This is a genomic window from Pseudomonas sp. P4795 (assembly GCF_048822895.1).
Lineage (GTDB): Bacteria > Pseudomonadota > Gammaproteobacteria > Pseudomonadales > Pseudomonadaceae > Aquipseudomonas.
In genome coordinates, this window is sequence record NZ_JBMFBT010000002.1 from 893,143 (window position 1) to 909,982 (window position 16,840).

The 16,840-nt window shown below is 57.9% G+C and carries 19 protein-coding genes; 6 read left to right on the plus strand and 13 right to left on the minus strand.

Features of this window, described 5'->3' with window-relative positions; all coding sequences use genetic code 11:
* Nucleotides 1-97: 97 nt before the first annotated feature.
* Both ACOI8A_RS08520 and ACOI8A_RS08525 read left to right on the plus strand, forming a co-directional pair.
* A complete protein-coding gene (locus ACOI8A_RS08520; RefSeq protein ID WP_007928463.1) occupies nucleotides 98-691 on the plus strand; it encodes a phosphoheptose isomerase in 594 nt (197 codons plus the stop codon).
* Complete coding sequence (locus ACOI8A_RS08525; protein WP_420650841.1) at nucleotides 688-1,266, plus strand: BON domain-containing protein; 579 nt, start codon at nucleotides 688-690, stop codon at nucleotides 1,264-1,266. The genes ACOI8A_RS08520 and ACOI8A_RS08525 overlap by 4 nt, the downstream gene beginning before the upstream one ends.
* A 51-nt stretch (nucleotides 1,267-1,317) precedes the next feature.
* Here ACOI8A_RS08525 and ACOI8A_RS08530 read toward each other — a convergent pair whose 3' ends face one another.
* From ACOI8A_RS08530 to rplM, 7 genes are all read right to left on the minus strand, one after another.
* Nucleotides 1,318-1,731, minus strand: a complete 414-nt coding sequence (locus ACOI8A_RS08530) for a ClpXP protease specificity-enhancing factor (RefSeq protein ID WP_420650840.1) — start codon at nucleotides 1,729-1,731, stop codon at nucleotides 1,318-1,320.
* Nucleotides 1,732-1,747: 16 nt separating this feature from the next.
* A complete protein-coding gene (locus ACOI8A_RS08535) occupies nucleotides 1,748-2,365 on the minus strand; it encodes a glutathione S-transferase N-terminal domain-containing protein (protein ID WP_007905304.1) in 618 nt (205 codons plus the stop codon).
* 147 nt (nucleotides 2,366-2,512) lie between these two features.
* The gene (locus ACOI8A_RS08540; protein ID WP_420650839.1) at nucleotides 2,513-3,295 is read right to left on the minus strand and encodes a cytochrome c1; all 783 of its coding nucleotides are present in this window, start codon (nucleotides 3,293-3,295) and stop codon (nucleotides 2,513-2,515) included.
* A complete protein-coding gene (locus ACOI8A_RS08545) occupies nucleotides 3,295-4,506 on the minus strand; it encodes a cytochrome b (RefSeq protein WP_420650838.1) in 1,212 nt (403 codons plus the stop codon). Before ACOI8A_RS08545 ends, ACOI8A_RS08540 begins: the two co-directional genes overlap by 1 nt.
* Nucleotides 4,506-5,099 (minus strand): ubiquinol-cytochrome c reductase iron-sulfur subunit, encoded by a 594-nt coding sequence (gene petA, locus ACOI8A_RS08550; RefSeq protein WP_420650837.1) that lies wholly within the window; start codon nucleotides 5,097-5,099, stop codon nucleotides 4,506-4,508. The genes ACOI8A_RS08545 and petA overlap by 1 nt, the downstream gene beginning before the upstream one ends.
* 269 nt (nucleotides 5,100-5,368) lie before the next feature.
* Nucleotides 5,369-5,761, minus strand: coding sequence for a 30S ribosomal protein S9 (rpsI, locus tag ACOI8A_RS08555; RefSeq protein WP_420650836.1), 393 nt, complete (start codon nucleotides 5,759-5,761; stop codon nucleotides 5,369-5,371).
* 14 nt (nucleotides 5,762-5,775) lie between these two features.
* On the minus strand, nucleotides 5,776-6,204 hold the full coding sequence (gene rplM, locus ACOI8A_RS08560; protein ID WP_420650835.1) for a 50S ribosomal protein L13: 429 nt from the start codon (nucleotides 6,202-6,204) through the stop codon (nucleotides 5,776-5,778).
* A gap of 245 nt (nucleotides 6,205-6,449) precedes the next feature.
* Here rplM and ACOI8A_RS08565 point away from each other — a divergent pair, with 245 nt between their 5' ends.
* Nucleotides 6,450-7,490 carry an NADP(H)-dependent aldo-keto reductase gene (locus tag ACOI8A_RS08565; RefSeq protein ID WP_420650834.1) on the plus strand — a complete coding sequence of 347 codons (1,041 nt, stop codon included), beginning with the start codon at nucleotides 6,450-6,452 and terminating at the stop codon, nucleotides 7,488-7,490.
* Between the two features lie 102 nt (nucleotides 7,491-7,592).
* Here ACOI8A_RS08565 and ACOI8A_RS08570 read toward each other — a convergent pair whose 3' ends face one another.
* On the minus strand, nucleotides 7,593-8,729 hold the full coding sequence (locus ACOI8A_RS08570) for an acyl-CoA dehydrogenase family protein (protein WP_420650833.1): 1,137 nt from the start codon (nucleotides 8,727-8,729) through the stop codon (nucleotides 7,593-7,595).
* 250 nt (nucleotides 8,730-8,979) lie between these two features.
* Here ACOI8A_RS08570 and ACOI8A_RS08575 point away from each other — a divergent pair, with 250 nt between their 5' ends.
* Nucleotides 8,980-9,876, plus strand: a complete 897-nt coding sequence (locus tag ACOI8A_RS08575; protein WP_420650890.1) for a GlxA family transcriptional regulator — start codon at nucleotides 8,980-8,982, stop codon at nucleotides 9,874-9,876.
* Nucleotides 9,877-9,934: 58 nt separating this feature from the next.
* Here the strand turns inward: ACOI8A_RS08575 and zapE are convergent, their stop codons facing one another.
* From zapE to ACOI8A_RS08590, 3 genes are all read right to left on the minus strand, one after another.
* Entirely contained in the window at nucleotides 9,935-11,029 is a 1,095-nt protein-coding gene (gene zapE / locus ACOI8A_RS08580) for a cell division protein ZapE (RefSeq protein WP_420650832.1), read from the minus strand.
* A 90-nt stretch (nucleotides 11,030-11,119) separates the two neighbouring features.
* On the minus strand, nucleotides 11,120-12,475 hold the full coding sequence (locus tag ACOI8A_RS08585) for a tryptophan--tRNA ligase (RefSeq protein WP_420650831.1): 1,356 nt from the start codon (nucleotides 12,473-12,475) through the stop codon (nucleotides 11,120-11,122).
* Nucleotides 12,476-12,499: 24 nt separating this feature from the next.
* Entirely contained in the window at nucleotides 12,500-13,129 is a 630-nt protein-coding gene (locus ACOI8A_RS08590; RefSeq protein WP_420650889.1) for an alpha/beta hydrolase, read from the minus strand.
* Nucleotides 13,130-13,273: 144 nt separating this feature from the next.
* Between ACOI8A_RS08590 and ACOI8A_RS08595 the strand changes: the two genes are divergently transcribed.
* Complete coding sequence (locus ACOI8A_RS08595; protein WP_420650830.1) at nucleotides 13,274-13,708, plus strand: YhcB family protein; 435 nt, start codon at nucleotides 13,274-13,276, stop codon at nucleotides 13,706-13,708.
* A 232-nt stretch (nucleotides 13,709-13,940) separates the two neighbouring features.
* On the opposite strand, the gene ACOI8A_RS08600 is transcribed toward ACOI8A_RS08595, so the two are convergent.
* Both ACOI8A_RS08600 and ACOI8A_RS08605 read right to left on the minus strand, forming a co-directional pair.
* The gene (locus tag ACOI8A_RS08600; RefSeq protein ID WP_420650829.1) at nucleotides 13,941-14,675 is read right to left on the minus strand and encodes an OmpA family protein; all 735 of its coding nucleotides are present in this window, start codon (nucleotides 14,673-14,675) and stop codon (nucleotides 13,941-13,943) included.
* A gap of 111 nt (nucleotides 14,676-14,786) precedes the next feature.
* Nucleotides 14,787-15,431 (minus strand): MBL fold metallo-hydrolase, encoded by a 645-nt coding sequence (locus tag ACOI8A_RS08605; protein ID WP_420650828.1) that lies wholly within the window; start codon nucleotides 15,429-15,431, stop codon nucleotides 14,787-14,789.
* A gap of 211 nt (nucleotides 15,432-15,642) precedes the next feature.
* Between ACOI8A_RS08605 and ACOI8A_RS08610 the strand changes: the two genes are divergently transcribed.
* A partial coding sequence (locus tag ACOI8A_RS08610; protein WP_420657743.1) for a M10 family metallopeptidase occupies nucleotides 15,643-16,840 on the plus strand: 1,198 nt, incomplete at its 3' end.

Consider the following 16,840-nt stretch of genomic DNA (forward strand, 5'->3'; position numbering starts at 1 on the left):
TGCGCCGACCCGGACATTTTCACCCCACAATTTTGCTCTTTGCTTTGCGGGCTGCACATTCACGTGCCGGACAGCCGCGCTAATTAAGGTCACACAGATGGACATGCAATCCCGAATTCGCCAGCTTTTTCAGGCCAGTATCGACACCAAGCAACAGGCGATGGACGTACTTGCACCGCACATCGAGCAAGCCAGCCAGGTGATGGTCAACGCGCTGCTCAACGAGGGCAAAATGCTTTCGTGCGGCAACGGCGGCTCGGCCGGCGATGCCCAGCACTTTTCTTCGGAACTGCTCAACCGCTTCGAGCGCGAGCGCCCGAGCCTGCCGGCCATCGCACTGACCACCGATAGCTCGACGATCACCTCGATCGCCAACGACTACAGCTACAACGAAGTGTTCTCCAAGCAGATCCGCGCCCTCGGCCAGCCAGGCGACGTTTTGCTGGCGATTTCGACCAGCGGCAATTCGGCGAACATTATTCAAGCGATCCAGGCCGCACATGATCGCGAAATGATTGTCGTAGCATTGACCGGCCGCGATGGCGGAGGCATGGCATCACTGCTGCTGCCCGAGGATGTCGAGATTCGCGTACCGGCCAACGTCACCGCACGTATTCAGGAAGTCCACTTGCTGGCGATCCATTGCCTTTGTGATCTGATCGACAGCCAACTGTTCGGGAGTGAAGAATGACCCCTAATCGCCTAGGCCTACTGGCCCTGACCCTGTGCCTCGGCATCAGCGGCTGCACCTCGGTGGTCAACGCCAGCCGTGAAGCGCCGATTGAAGATGACCGTGGCACGCGCACCTTCGGCAGCAAAATCGATGACTCGCTGATCGAAACCAAAGTCGGCGTCAACATCGCCAAGGCCGATCCGGCACTGGACAACGATTCACACGTTGTCGTCACCAGCTTCAACGGCGTGGTGCTGCTGGCCGGCCAAACCCCGCGCGCAGATCTCAAGGCCAAAGCCGAACAGGCAGCCGCCAGCGTGCAGCGCGTGAAGAAGGTACACAACGAACTGCAAGTCATCGCGCCTTCCGGTTTCGTCGCCCGCCAGAACGATTCGTGGCTGACCACCAAGATCAAAACCCAGATGCTCACCGACGCCAGCATCCCGGGCTCGCGAATCAAGGTCATCACCGAGAACGGCATCGTTTACCTGCTGGGCCTGCTGACCAAACAGGAAGCCGCTCAGGCGACCAACCTGGTGCAAGGCGTGAGCGGCGTACAGAAGATCGTGAAGCTGTTCGAATACATCGACTGATCACGTTTTCTACGCAATAAAAAAGGCGACCCTCTCGGGTCGCCTTTTTTATTACTTCACCACTTTCAGACTTGGCCGGCCGCTAGGTCGCGGCGGCTCGCTGCCGGGTGGTGGAACATCGTCATCCGGCTCGATCTCTTCCTCGTCATCCATCGGCGATTCCAGATCAAACACCATGCCCTGACCATTCTCCCGGGCATAGATACCCAGAATAGCGGCGATAGGCACGTACAGGCTGTGCGGGACACCACCGAAGCGACCTTCGAAGGTCACCACGTCGTTGTCCATGTGCAAATGCCGTACAGCGCTTGGCGAGACGTTCAGGACAATCTGCCCATCACTGGCGAAACCCTGCGGAACCTGCACCGCCGGGTATTCAGAATTGACCAGCATGTGCGGGGTGCAATCGTTATCCACAATCCACTCGTAGAGCGCGCGGACCAGATAGGGTCGACTGGAGTTCATAGCGGCTCCTTAAGCCTTAGCGCATGTCGCGTTCGACACCAGACAGACTCGCCTGGAATGCCTCACGCGCAAACGAGCGCTCCATGTAATCAAGCAACGGCTTGGCCGGCCGTGGCAGTTCAATACCCAGAATCGGCAAACGCCAGAGTATTGGCAATAGGCAGCAATCCACCAGACTTTGTTCCTCACTGAGGAAAAACGGCTTGTCGGCGAACAACGGCGACACGCCAGTCAGGCTTTCACGCAATTCCTTGCGCGCCACGACGCGCGCGGCTTCCTTGGTGCGTGAATCCAGAATCAGATCCACCAGACCACACCAGTCACGCTGAATACGATGAATCAGCAGACGACTGTTGGCCCGCGCCACCGGATACACCGGGAGCAATGGCGGATGCGGGTAACGCTCATCCAGATATTCCATCACCACGGTCGACTCCCACAACGCCAGGTCACGATCGACCAGCGTGGGCAGACTGCCGTAAGGGTTCACCTCAATCAGTTTAGGCGGCTGACGACCAGCCTCCACGTAAATGATTTCGGCGCTGACACCCTTCTCTGCAAGTACGATGCGCACTCGGTGGGAATAGTGGTCGGCGGGGTCGGAGTAACAGGCCAACCGATTGGTCACGCCCATGGCGATCCTCCTCGCTTGTTGAAATTATCGGAGCCGGAAAAACGCGCGCGCCCAGAGGGCGTCTCCCGCAACATCTGGCAGACCAGACGTTGCGTTTACAGAGACGCCCTTGGGCGCGCGCGATTAACAGCAATTGCTTGAAGCGTATCAGTGCACGTCTTTCCAGTATTCACGCTTGAGCAGGTAGGCGAACACAAAGAAGAACGCCAGGTACAACAAGACGTAAGTGCCGATGCGCTGATGTTGCAGCTTAACCGGGTTAGCCGAGTAAGCCAGGAAGGTTACCAGATTCTTGACCTTCTCATCGAACTGCTCTTCGTTAAGAGCACCGGACTTCGGCACGATGGTCAACTGATCGCACGCTTCATGAGTCAGCGGCGTACCGGTCAGCGGATCATATTGCTTCTTGCCGTCCTCGACGATCTGCACCTGCTTGCAGCCAACCACCTGACGACCTTGCAGGCCGACCAGCACGTTAGGCATGCCGACGTTCGGGAAGACCTTGTTGTTCACGCCCCAAGGGCGCGCAGGATCTTCGTAGAACGACTTCAGGTAACCGTAGAGCCAATCCGTGCCACGCACGCGAGCCACCAGCGTCAGATCTGGCGGCGCGGCGCCGAACCAGGTCTTGGCATCGGCTGGCTGCATGCCGATGTTCATGTGGTCACCAATCTTGGCACCGGTGAATACCAGTTTCTCCAGCATCAACTCGTGCGGAACGCCGAGGTCATCGGCTACGCGCTCATAGCGCTGGAATTTGGCGCTGTGGCACCCCATGCAATAGTTGGCAAAGGTACGCGCGCCATCCTGCAGAGCAGCTTTATCGGAGACGTCGATGTCGACTTTTTCCAGTTCCGGACCACCGTGTTCAGCCGCGAACGACAGCGCAGGCAAAGCAGCAAGAATCAGTGCAAAAAATAACTTTTTCATCAGCCAGTCACCCTTTCCGGAACCTTTTTGGTCTTCTCGAGCCTGGTGTAGAACGGCATCAGAATGAAGTAGGCGAAGTACAGGAAGGTGCAGACCTGCGACAGCAACGTACGACCCGGCGTTGGCGCCAGAACCCCCAACACCCCGAGAATCACGAACGATACGCAGAACACCAGCAGCCAGACTTTGCTCATCCAGCCTTTGTAGCGCATCGACTTGACCGGACTGCGGTCGAGCCATGGCAGGACGAACAGCACCGCAATTGCCGCACCCATGGCGATAACGCCCATGAGTTTGTCAGGGATCGCCCGCAGAATTGCGTAGTACGGCGTGAAGTACCAGACCGGCGCAATGTGCTCAGGTGTCTTGAACGGGTTGGCTGGCTCGAAGTTCGGTTTTTCGAGGAAGTAACCGCCCATTTCCGGGAAGAAGAACACGATGAAGCAGAAGATGAACAGGAACACTACAACGCCGACGATATCTTTCACCGTGTAGTACGGGTGGAAGGCAATGCCGTCCAGCGGGATACCGTTTTCGTCTTTGTGTTTCTTGATGTCCACGCCGTCCGGGTTGTTCGAGCCGACTTCGTGCAGCGCCAGAATGTGCAGCACCACCAGACCGAGAATCACGATCGGCAGCGCCACAACGTGCAAGGCGAAGAAGCGGTTCAGGGTGATCCCGGAAATCAGGTAGTCACCACGAATCCACTGGGTCAGGTCGTTGCCGATCACCGGAATCGCGCCGAACAGCGAGATGATCACCTGCGCGCCCCAGTAGGACATCTGGCCCCACGGCAGCAGATAACCCATGAAAGCCTCGGCCATCAGCGCCAGGTAGATCAGCATGCCGAACACCCACACCAGCTCACGCGGCTTCTGGTACGAACCGTAGAGCAAGCCACGGAACATGTGCAGATAGACCACGATGAAGAACGCCGAAGCGCCGGTGGAGTGCAGCAGACGCAGGATCGAGCCGTACTCGACGTCGCGCATGATGTATTCGACAGAAGCAAATGCCTCTTCCGCCGAAGGGGTGTAGCTCATCGTCAGCCAGACACCGGTAACGATCTGGTTGACCAGAACCAGCAGCGCGAGCGAACCGAAGAAATAGAAGAAGTTGAAGTTTTTCGGAGCGTAATATTTGCTGAGATGGTCTTCCCACATTTTGGTCGCGGGGAAGCGCGCATCAACCCAATCCATGAACTTGCTCATCACGCTTTCTCCGTATCGACGCCAATGACAATGATGTCGTCGGTCTCATAGGAATGCGGGGGTACTGGCAGGTTCAAAGGCGCAGGTTGCGACTTGTAGACGCGGCCAGCCAGATCGTAGTGGGAACCGTGGCAAGGGCAGAAATAGCCGCCGACCCAGTCCTTGCCCAGATCCGCGGGTGCCACTTCGGGACGGAAGGTTGGTGAGCAACCCAAGTGGGTGCAGATACCGATCAGCAGGAGGATCTCCGGCTTGATCGAACGCACTTCCGGATCGACATAAGTAGGTTGCGCGGAGTTTTTGGAGGTCGGATCGGAGAGCTGGCCCTCGATCTTTTTCAGATTCCCCAGGATTTCCTCGGTACGGCGGACAATGAACACCGGCTGGCCACGCCATTCAGCAATCATCTGCTGTCCTGGCTCGACTTTGCTGACATTCACTTTCACCGGTGCACCGGCGGCTTTCGCCTTGGCACTGGGAAACCATGACCCCACGAACGGGACCGCAGCCCCCACCGCTCCTGCAGCACCCACCACGGATGTGGCTGCTACCAAGAAGCGACGCCGGCCTGCATTCACGCCGTCATTGCTCATTCAGTCCTCTCCCATCAGCTTTGTGGCCTGTTAAATCAGGCATCTACTAAATATGAATCTATGTACTTATAAAAATTTTGCCGAATGGTAATGAAAAGCCCCAATTCTGACAAGGGAATTACCCGGAGGCTTGGGCCTCAGGCCTTGCAGTATAGGGGGTCTACGAATGAGGCAAGTTGTCACAGCGCAATTGTTTGATAAATCGCAGGCATAAAAAAACGCCCGGATCCGTAAGGATGCCGGGCGTTCTTTTTGAACGTGGAAGCGAATTAACGCTTCGAGTACTGCGGACGCTTACGCGCTTTACGCAGACCAACTTTCTTACGTTCAACTTCACGGGCGTCGCGAGTAACGAAGCCAGCTTTGCGCAGAGCGCCACGCAGGGTTTCGTCGTAGTCCATCAGTGCGCGAGTGATACCGTGGCGGATTGCGCCAGCTTGACCACTTACACCACCACCGAGCACGGTAACGTAGATGTCGAACTTCTCGACAGTCTCAGTCAGTTCCAGCGGCTGACGAACTACCATGCGGGCAGTTTCGCGGCCGAAGAAGTTTTCCAGGGTGCGGTTGTTGATGGAGATGTTACCAGTACCCGGACGCAGGAAAACGCGTGCGGTTGCGGTCTTGCGACGGCCAGTGCCGTAATTTTGAGTCGCCGACATAATGTACTATTCCGTTAAAACTTCAGTTCTTGGGGCTGCTGAGCAGTATGTGGGTGTACAGCGCCCGCATAGACTTTCAGCTTACGGTACATGTCGCGACCCAGTGGGTTTTTAGGCAGCATGCCTTTAACCGCGGTCTCGATCACGCGCTCAGGGGCCTTGGCGATCAGTTTTTCGAAGTTGATCGACTTGATACCGCCCGGGAAACCGGAGTGGGAGTAGTAGATTTTGTCAGTGGTTTTAGCACCGGTAACACGAATCTGCTCAGCATTGATTACGACGATGTAGTCGCCGGTGTCAACGTGAGGAGTGTACTCGACCTTGTGCTTGCCACGCAGACGGCTGGCGATTTCAGTGGCCAGACGACCCAGGGTCTGACCAGCAGCGTCGACGACAAACCAGTCGCGCTGTACTGTTTCCGGTTTAGCAGTAAAAGTTTTCATTCTTTATAGCCTCAGGGGCCGCCCTGTAAATTAGACGGCGGATCTTACTGAATAGTGCGTACTTTGACAAGTCAAAGGCAGCCGGATACAGACGCTTTCGGGGGCTCGGGTCGGCGCGTCCGTTCAACGGCAAGATTCTTCGGCGGCGGCGCATCACTTCCACTGCAGAAAGAGGTCGGCAATTATGCAGATTGCGAAAAATATTTCAACCTGCTTTTATGATTGTTTTGCCCAAGGAGCACCCGATGGACTATCGCCAGCTAGGCCGTACCGACCTGAACGTGAGTGCAATCTGCCTCGGCACCATGACCTGGGGCGAGCAAAACACTGAAGCTGAAGCCTTCGCCCAGATCGAACGAGCCAAGGAAGCCGGGATCAATTTCATCGACACCGCCGAGATGTACCCGGTGCCGCCGAAAGCCGAAACCTATGCCACCACCGAGCGCTACATCGGCAATTACTTCAAGAGTCGCGGCGACCGCGCGGACTGGATTCTAGCCAGCAAGATCGCCGGCCCGGGCAACACCATCGATTACATCCGCGACAAGAATCTGCGCCACAACCGCCAGCACATCACCCAGGCGGTGGACGCCAGCCTCGCGCGCCTGCAGACCGACTACATCGACCTGTATCAGCTGCATTGGCCGGAACGCAGCACCAATTTCTTCGGCCAGCTCGGCTACAAACACCATATTGAAGCCAACCTGACGCCGCTCGAAGACACCCTCGAAGCACTCGACGAGCAAGTACGCGCCGGCAAGATTCGCCATATCGGCCTGTCCAACGAAACCCCGTGGGGCACCATGCGGTTTCTTGCGTTGGCCGAAGCCCGTGGCTGGCCGCGCGCGGTGTCGATCCAGAACCCGTACAACCTGCTCAACCGCAGTTTCGAGATAGGTCTGGCGGAAATCGCCATCCGTGAACAGTGCGGTCTGCTCGCCTATTCGCCACTGGCGTTCGGGTTCCTGTCGGGCAAGTACGAGGGTGGCGCGCGTCCGCCGAAGGGCCGCCTGAGTCTCTACAGCCGCTTCAGCCGTTATTTCAACGCGCAATCGGAAGCGGCGTGCAGCCGTTATGTGGCATTGGCACGCGAACACGATCTGGATCCGGCGCAGATGGCCTTGGCCTTTGTGAATCAGCAGCCGTTCGTCACCAGCAACATTATTGGTGCGACGACGCTGGAACAACTGGATAGCAACATCGCCAGCTACGAGCTGAAACTTTCCGACGAAGTGCTGGCGGGGATTGAGACGATTCACAAGGATCATCCGAACCCGGCCCCTTGATTGACCGTCAAAACCAATCGCGGGCAAGCCACGCTCCCACAAGTCAAGTGATACCTGTGGGAGCGTGGCTTGCCACGATGGCGCCAATCCGGTCACTGCGAATCAAAGCGACCGCGCAATAATCTCCTTCATGATTTCATTGGTGCCGGCATAGATCCGCTGCACTCGCGCATCCGCCCACGCCCGGGCCACCGGGTATTCCCACATGAATCCGTAACCGCCATGCAACTGCACGCATTCGTCGAGCACCTTGCATTGCAGGTCGGTGCCCCAGTATTTGGCCATCGCCGCCGTCGGTACGTCGAGCTTGCCTTGCAGATGCAGCTCCAGACAGCGGTCGACGAATACCCGGCCGATCTGAATCTCGGTGGCCATTTCCGCCAGTTTGAAACGAGTGTTCTGGAAATCGGCAATCGCCTTGCCGAATGCCTTGCGATCACGCGTGTAATCCAGCGTCCACTGCAACGCGGCTTCCGCCGAAGCCAGCCCCCCGATCGCCACAGTCAGGCGCTCCTGAGGCAACTCCTGCATTAGATAAGCGAACCCGGCCCCGGCCTGACCCAGCAGGTTTTCTTTCGGCACGCGCACGTCCTGGAAGAACAATTCCGACGTGTCCTGGGCCTTCATTCCGACCTTCTCCAGGCGCTTGCCCTTGTCGAAACCCGGCGTGTTCGCCTCGACCAGAAACAGGCTGGTGCCCTTCGCTCCAGCCTTCGGGTCAGTCTTGGCCACGACAATCACCAGATCCGCGAGAAAACCATTGGTGATGAAGGTCTTCGAGCCGTTGATCACGTACTCGTCGCCATCCAGCACTGCCGTAGTCTTCACGCCCTGCAGGTCAGAACCGGCCCCCGGCTCAGTCATGGCGATGGCGGTGACCATCTCGCCAGAGACCAGTTTCGGCAGGTATTTATGCTTCAGCGCTTCACTGCCGTAATGCAGGATGTAGGGCGCGACGATGTCCGAATGCAGCGAGAAACCGATACCGGTAAGGCCCAGCCGCCCGACCTCCTCGATCACCACGGTGCTGTAGAGAAAATCCGCCCCCAGCCCGCCGTATTCTTCCGGCAGGTGCGAGCAAAGCATCCCCGCCTCCCCCGCCTTGTTCCACAGTTGGCGGTCGATGTAGCCCTGTTTTTCCCACTGTGCATGAAACGGCACGGCCTCTTTTTCGAGGAATGTTCGTACGCTGTTGCGGAACAATTCGTGCTCGGAGCTGAACAGGGTTCTGGGAATCATGCGTCACCTTTAGTTCTTGTTGGAGGGATCAGACCTTCAGAGACTATGCCTCGCATCCGATACAGGACACTGGACACATCCGACAAAAAATAAGACGATCCAGCCGTCTGATGACCACTTTCCCTTATAAAAACAAAACAAAAGTTGAATTATGTCTAAGCAAGTCTCCACGCCCTTGCGGCGCGTCAGCATCCTGGCGATCGACCGGGTTTTCGCTTCCACCCTCATGCAAGCCAAGGATTTCTTCCATCTGGCCAGCCTGCGCTACGGCAAACAACTGGGCCTGGGCCTGAATCCGGCGTTCGAAACGCGCCTGGTCAGTCCCGATGGCAAACCGGTGAACAGCTTCAGTAACGTGGTCATGCCGGTGGACGGCGGTCTGGAAAATGCCGATATCATCATCCTCCCGGCGTTCTGGGACGATTTCGACACGCTATGCCAGCGCTACCCACAGATCCTGCCGTGGCTGCGCGAGCAACACGCACGCGGCGCAGTGCTCTGCGCCGAGGCCACCGGGGTATTCTGGCTGGCCGAGGCCGGATTGCTCAACGGCAAGGAAGCAACCACCTACTGGCGCTTCTTCACCGCCTTCGCCGAGCGGTTCCCGCAGGTTTATCTCAATCAGGACAAGCACCTGACCGATGCCGACAACCTGTATTGCGCCGGCGGCACCACCTCGTCCTGCGATCTGTACATCTATCTGATCGAGCGCTTCTGCGGCGCTAACATCGCGCAAGCCGTGGCCCGCGACATCCTCTACGAGGTGCAGCGCAACTACGCGCCGGGCCGCATTGGTTTCGGCGGGCAGAAGCTGCATCAGGACGTGATCATCCTGCAGATTCAGCATTGGCTTGAAGAGCACTTCGCCGACAAATTCCGCTTCGAAGACGTGGCACGCGAGCACGGAATGAGCATCCGCAACTTTATGCGCCGCTTCCAGACCGCGACGGGCGACAAGCCGCTGCACTACCTGCAACGACTGCGCATCGAGACTGCCAAGGGCCTGCTGTCCGGCAGCCGCAAGAGCATCAAGACCATCAGTTACGAAGTCGGTTACGACGACGCGAGTTTCTTCGCACGGCTGTTCCGCCAGCACACTGAACTGTCGCCGAACCAGTATCGGCAGCAGTTTCAGCAAGCGGCCTGACGTTCAATGAGCAAAAAAAAGGCCTGCAATTGCAGGCCCTTTTTGTTTTCCGATGCGCTTAAGGCTTGTGCGCCCGCGACAGGAATTCGTGCGATTGCATTTCCAGCAGACGACTCAGCGTGCGCTGGAACTCGAAGTTCAAACGCCCGCCGGTGTACAGATCCTTTAGCTCGACTTCAGCAGAAATGATCAGTTTGACGTTGCGGTCGTAGAACTCGTCGACCATGTTGATGAAGCGTCGCGCGATGTCGTCGGTGGTGACGCTCATCTGCTCGACGCCGCTGAGCAACACGGCGTGGAAGATCTTGCCCAGTTCGATGTAATCGTTCTGGCTGCGCGGGCCGTCGCACAGTTCGCGGAAGTCGAACCAGGCCACGTCATCACAAGTACGCAGTGCGCGGATTTCGCGGTTTTCGATCATCAGCACATCGTTCTCGACCGCTGCCGTACATTCCGGTGTCAGCGCGCGGAAGCTCTTGCGCAGACTTTCGTGCGCAGCTTCGTCGAGCGGGAAGTGGAACAGTTCCGCTTGTTCGAGGTGACGCAGACGGTAATCGACGCCGCTGTCGACGTTGACGATCTCGGTGTTCTGCTTGATCAGCGCGATGGCCGGCAGGAAGCGCGCACGTTGCAGGCCGTCCTTGTACAAGCCGTCCGGCACGATGTTCGAGGTCGCGACCAGGGTCACGCAGTTCTTGAACAACTCTTCCATCAGCGTGCCGAGGATCATCGCGTCGGTGATGTCGGAGACGAAGAATTCATCGAAGCAGATCACCCGCGACTCGTCGGAGAAGCGCTTGGCGATGATGGTCAGCGGGTTCTTTTCGCCGCCGAGGGTCTTCATCTCTTCGTGCACGCGCTTCATGAAGCGGTGGAAGTGCGTGCGGGTCTTCTCCTTGAACGGCAGCGCTTCGAAGAAGGTGTCGACCAGGTAAGTCTTGCCACGGCCAACGCCACCCCAGAAGTACAGGCCCTTGACCGGCGCCTGGTTCTTTTTGCCAAACAGCTTGCCCAGCAAGCCCGGCTTGTTCTGGTCGGCCGCGACCAGATCGTCGTACAGGCGCTGCAAATGACGCACGGCAGTTTCCTGCGCCGCGTCATGGAAGAAGTCCGGGCGTTTCAGATCAGCTTGATATCGTTCTAGGGGCGTCATAATTCGTTAGCAAGGCAACAAAAACGGGCCGTCACTGTAGCGACGGCCCGTGGGAATGGCAATCGGCCCTTGGTCGGGCCGCGCCGCTGATTATTCCTGAACCGGTGTCAGAGCGATCCGCAAGGCCTCGATGGCCGCATCCCGCGCAGCAACGTCGGGGAACTGCGGACTGTCGGCGACCGCGACGCCACCAATCCATACACTGAAACCCAAAGCTTCAACGCGCACCTCCACCTGTTCGTCCGCTTGCAGCAACTTGCTAAAACTGCCGGAAGTTCTACCGTCGGCAAAGTTGCGAGACAGCAACATTTGCTCGCCATCAGAGTTCAGCATACGGAAACGGAAGCTACCATCGTCCTCACGGAAGCTGACGAAACGCGCAGTTTTCACAGCTTTCTTCTTGGTGGTCGCAGCAACCTGCACTTGGTTGACGAACGAACGCAGACCAACCGCTTCGCGCAGTTCGTTGAGGAACGGCGTCGCTACGGCACGGGCCTTCTTGGCGCCGATCTGCAGCATGTCTTCCAGATCTGCCGGGCGCTCGATCAGTTGGTGATAACGCTCGCGCGCCTCCCCCAGATCGTTGTCGAGCAGTTGGAACAGTCGGCTCTTGGCCTCGCCCCAACCCAGACCGCCGAGCAGTTCGCTGCGGAATTCGTCGGCTTGCGCAGGCGTAGCGAACGCCTGGAACAGCGTGAACAAGTGCGAGTTGTCCGGATCCTTGGCCTCGCCCGGCGCACGCGAGTCGGTGACGATCCGCGAGATCGCGTCCTTCATCTCTTTGGCACTGGAGAACAACGGGATGGTGTTGTCGTAGCTCTTGGACATCTTGCGCCCGTCGAGACCCGGCAGCGTGGCGACGCTTTCCTCGATCAGCGCTTCGGGCATGGTGAAGAATTCTTTGCCCTGACCGAACAGGTGGTTGAAACGTTGCCCAATGTCACGCGCCATTTCCACGTGCTGAATCTGATCGCGACCGACCGGCACCTTGTGCGCGTTGAACATCAGAATGTCCGCCGCCATCAGCACCGGGTAGCTGTAAAGGCCCATGGTGATACCGGCGTCCGGGTCTTCGCCGGTCTCGACGTTTTTGTCTACCGACGCCTTGTAAGCGTGCGCGCGATTGAGCAGGCCTTTGGCGGCAACACAGGTCAGCAGCCAGGTCAGCTCGGGGATTTCCGGGATATCGGACTGGCGATAGAAGGTCACACGATCGACATCGAGGCCACCGGCCAGCCAGGTCGCGGCGATTTCCAGACGCGAGCGCTGAATGCGCAGCGGGTCATCGCATTTGATCAGCGCGTGATAGTCGGCCAGGAAATAGAACGAGTCGGCGTTGCTGTCGCGGCTGGCGAGGATCGCCGGGCGGATGGCGCCGGCGTAGTTGCCCAAGTGCGGCGTGCCGGTGGTGGTGATGCCGGTGAGAATGCGGGTACGGTTCGTCATGGGTAATCGCTTGTCAGACTGCAATCAATTCGAGAGACGCGGCAGGATCAGATCCTTGAGATCAGTCAACTTGCCATGAAAAAAGTGTCCGCATTCTGCCACTTTCAGCAGCTCATGGGGGCGCTGGAGTTGCTCGGACCAGTCGTAGACCAGTTGCGGATCGATCACTTCGTCGGTTTCCGGCTGGATCACGGTCAACTCGCCGATCTGTGGCAGTTGATCCTGATCGCCCAGACGCATGACCGCTGGCGCGACCATGAACAGATGCTTGAGCTGCTCGCCCTGTGCTTCGAGACGCCCGCCGAGACTTGCTGCAACAAATCCGCCAAAGGAAAACCCGAACAGCGTCAGCGGCAGATCCGGGTGTTTTTCCCGCAGCCATTTGGCGGCGGCCTGGGCGTCATCGACTTCGCCGGTGCCCATATCGTGGGTACCAGCGCTGGCGCCGACGCCACGGTAATTGAAGCGCAGGGTGATCAGGCCGGCGTCGCGCGCGGTGCGCTGCAGGGTCGAGACGACCTTGTTAAGCATGGTGCCGCCCTGCACCGGGTTCGGATGGCAGATCAGCGCAATGCCGCGCGGCTGGTCGTTGTCCAGATACAAAGCTTCCAGTTGGCCGACTGGGCCATCAATCACTACAGGGGTTTCACGCATCAGCAAGGAAGGAACTCCGTGACCTCGAATCGGGTCGACTCGTCTAGCAAATTGTCTGTGCCAATCTATTGCGAGTGAATCGCGGTATACAGCGCAGGTTCGAGCCGTTAACGTAAAGCAAAGCCGTTTATAGAGGAAGGACTCGTGGAACACTCGCTCTTAGTTTGGTTGTTACCGACTCTTGCCCTGGTTGTGGGTGTCGCCATTGGTTTCCTGATCGCACGCGTTGCGCCGAACGCCGCGCCCAGCCGCACACAGCGGCAACTGGACGATATTCAGGAACGTTTCGACAATTATCAGAATGAGGTGGTGACCCACTTCAACAGCACCGCGACACTGGTCAAGAAACTGACCCAGAGCTATCAGGAAGTGCAGGATCATCTCGCCGAGGGCGCCAATCGCCTGGCCCTCGACGAGCAGACCCGCCAGCGCCTGCTCGCTTCGCTGCACTCCGATGCCGTACAGGCACCGCGTGAACGCCTGACGCCGCCGCGCGATCAGGAGCCGCCACGCGACTACGCGCCGAAAACGCCGAACGCGCCGGGCATGCTCGATGAGCATTACGGCCTGAAAAAGTAATCCAGCGCCAACAAAAAGCCCCCGGACAATCACTTGTCCGGGGGCTTTTTTGTATCTGATTCCGCAGCGACCCAGAACCTGTAGGAGCTGTCGAGTGAAACGAGGCTGCGATCTTTTGACCTTGCATTTAACAATCAAAATCAAAAGATCGCAGCGTGCCGCAGCTCCTACAGGGGGGCACAAAAAAAATGCCCGATCACAGGACCGGGCATCTCTTCATTCAGGCAATCGCTTACGGATACTGCTGAACCGTGCCCGGCTGTTGCTGCTGACCACCGTACTGCTGGCCCGGGATCGCTTTCAGATTGACCTCGACGCGGCGGTTCTGCGCGCGGCCATTGACGTCGCCGTTGCTGGCGATCGGATTATCCGGGCCGGCGCCACGGGCGCTCAGGTTGGCACCGCTGACACCTTGCGAAGTCAGGTAAGTGGCCACACTCTGCGCACGACGCTGGGACAGGTCCATGTTGTGCTGACGGCTGCCGGTGCTGTCGGTGTAGCCGACGATCTCGATCTGGTTCTGGCTGAATTCCTTCAGTGAACCGGCGAGGTTGTTCAGCGGCTGGTAGAAGCTCGAAGCGATGTTCGCCGAATCGGTGGCGAAAGTGATGTTACCCGGCATGATCAGTTTGATCTGATCGCCCTGGCGCTGCACTTCAACCCCGGTGTTGGCCATGCTGGCGCGCAGTTTCTTTTCTTGCTGGTCAGCGTAATAACCGTAACCGGCCGCCGAAGCACCTACGACCGCAGCGCCGATCAAGGCGCCCTTGCCACGATTGTCGTGACCGATAGCGGCGCCGGCGAGCGCACCGGCCAGAGCACCGAGGCCACCGTACTTGGCAGTTTTGCTCATGCCTTGCGAGCCGCCGTCAGCCTGGCCCTGATTGTCATACGGGTTAGGCGAGGCGCAGCCGGACAGTACGGCCACGGCAGTAGCGACAATAATCAAACGACGCGTGGTGAACATGGAGAGCTCCTACATTGCATTCTTGGGTGCAACGGCCATTGGCAAAGACCTGTGCGGGCGTTGGATCATTCCCGCGCGTAATAATTCCGCTGCACGCGCATGACAAAATATTCAGGCTCGTACAAACGGGTTCTCGCGCATCTCATCGCCCAGACGCGTATCCGGACCGTGCCCGGTAACCACTGTCGCGTCTTCGTCCAGCGTATACAGCCGTTGTTTGATCGAGCGCACGATGGTCGCCTGATCGCCGCCCCACAAGTCCGTGCGCCCTACTCCGCGCCGGAACAGCGTGTCACCGGCAATCAACAGCTTAGCTTCAGAAAACCAAAAGCTCATGGAACCTGGCGTATGCCCCGGAGTATGAAGTGCCACGCCGCATCCGCAGGCCAGCTCTTCATCGTCGGCCAACCAGCGATCCGGTGGCGGCACCGGCACGTAGGGCACGCCGAACATCTGGCATTGCATCTCGAGGTTGTCCCACAGGAACTGATCTTCCTTGTGCAGATGCAGGGTCGCGCCAGTTTTTTCTTTCATCTGACCGGAGGCGAGGAAATGATCAAGATGCGCGTGGGTGTGAATGATGCTGACCACTTTCAGACCCAGCACATCGAGGCGCGCCATGATCAGGTCGGGGTTGCCGCCCGGATCGACGACGATGGCTTTCTTCGTGACGGGGTCGCCGATGATGGTGCAGTTGCACTGCAACGGGCCGACGGGGAAGGTTTCGCGGATGAGCTTAGTGGCCGGGACATTCATCGAGAGCTCCTGAAATTCGATTTCCGACAGGATGCCAGCCTGTCGATCTTCAGTTTCATGGGGGCGCACCGATATAGGACCGTGTCAGTTTTCTGGCACCATCAACAAAAATATAGTGGCACACTAATATCAATTGACGCTGTTCTTGGTACAAAATTGCTTATTGAAGTGGCCATATCCAGGAAGGCCGCCCCCCACTCAGGATTTCGAAATGTCATCACCAACAGGTTATGTGCTCACTAGGCCTTCGTTTCTTACCGGCAATGCCCAGGCAGACAGCCTGATCTTTGGCAAACAGTGGCTGAGCCCGGACTTTGGTGGCAGCGACTTCTTCTCGACCCGATTGACCTACAGTTTTGTCACCCCCGGCCAGTCGTACTTCGCCAAGGGTTACAGTCCGGACAACGAGTTTCTCAACAGCTATGCCCTGACCAATGCACAACAAACCGCCGTGACCAGTGCACTCAATGCCTGGAGCGCCGTCGCGAACATCAAATTCACGCTGATCAGCGACATTAACGACAGCGCTGGCGACCTGCGTTTTGGCGGCTACGCCGGCATGGACCCGAAAACGGCCGCGTGGGCCTACTTTCCTGATGAAAAACCTTTGGCCGGCGACGTCTGGATCGGACCAGCGACGGATAACCCGAACCCTGTCCGAGGCACGTATGACTACATGACATTTATCCATGAAATCGGTCATGCGCTGGGCCTGAAGCACCCGTTCGAAGCGAGCCCGACCAACAGAACTCTTATTTCGCCGTTGGTTGACGATTCGCACTTCACCCTGATGAGCTACAACAACACGTATTCCTATCAGCCAACGACCCCGATGGTTCTGGACATCCTCGTGATCCAGCAACTCTACGGTGCCAACATGCTCTGGCAAACCGGCGACAACGTCTACAAATGGGCGCCGGATCAAACGGTTTTCGAGACCATCTGGGACGCTGGTGGTAATGACACTATCGACGCAAGCAATCAACTGTCGGCCGTCACACTCAATCTTAATGAGGGTCAGTACAGCCAGATCGGCAAGGCTTTCGTCAATACCGCGACTCAGGCCTCGGCCAATGACGGTCTTGCCATCGCCTTCGGCGCCAAGATTGAAAATGCCATCGGCTCCGCCTTCAGTGACATTCTGGTCGGCAACAGCTTGGACAACGTGCTGGATGGCCGGGGGGGCGCCGATGCAATGTCCGGCGGCGCCGGAAACGATACTTACATCGTTGATAACATTGGCGATACCGTAATTGAAGCCGGTAGCTCACTGACCGAAATCGACACGGTCATCTCGGCCATCGACTACACACTCGGCACCAACCTTGAGAATCTGACGCTGTGGGGCAGCGACAACCTCAACGGCACCGGCAATGCCCTGAACAACGTCCTCACCGGCAACACCGGCA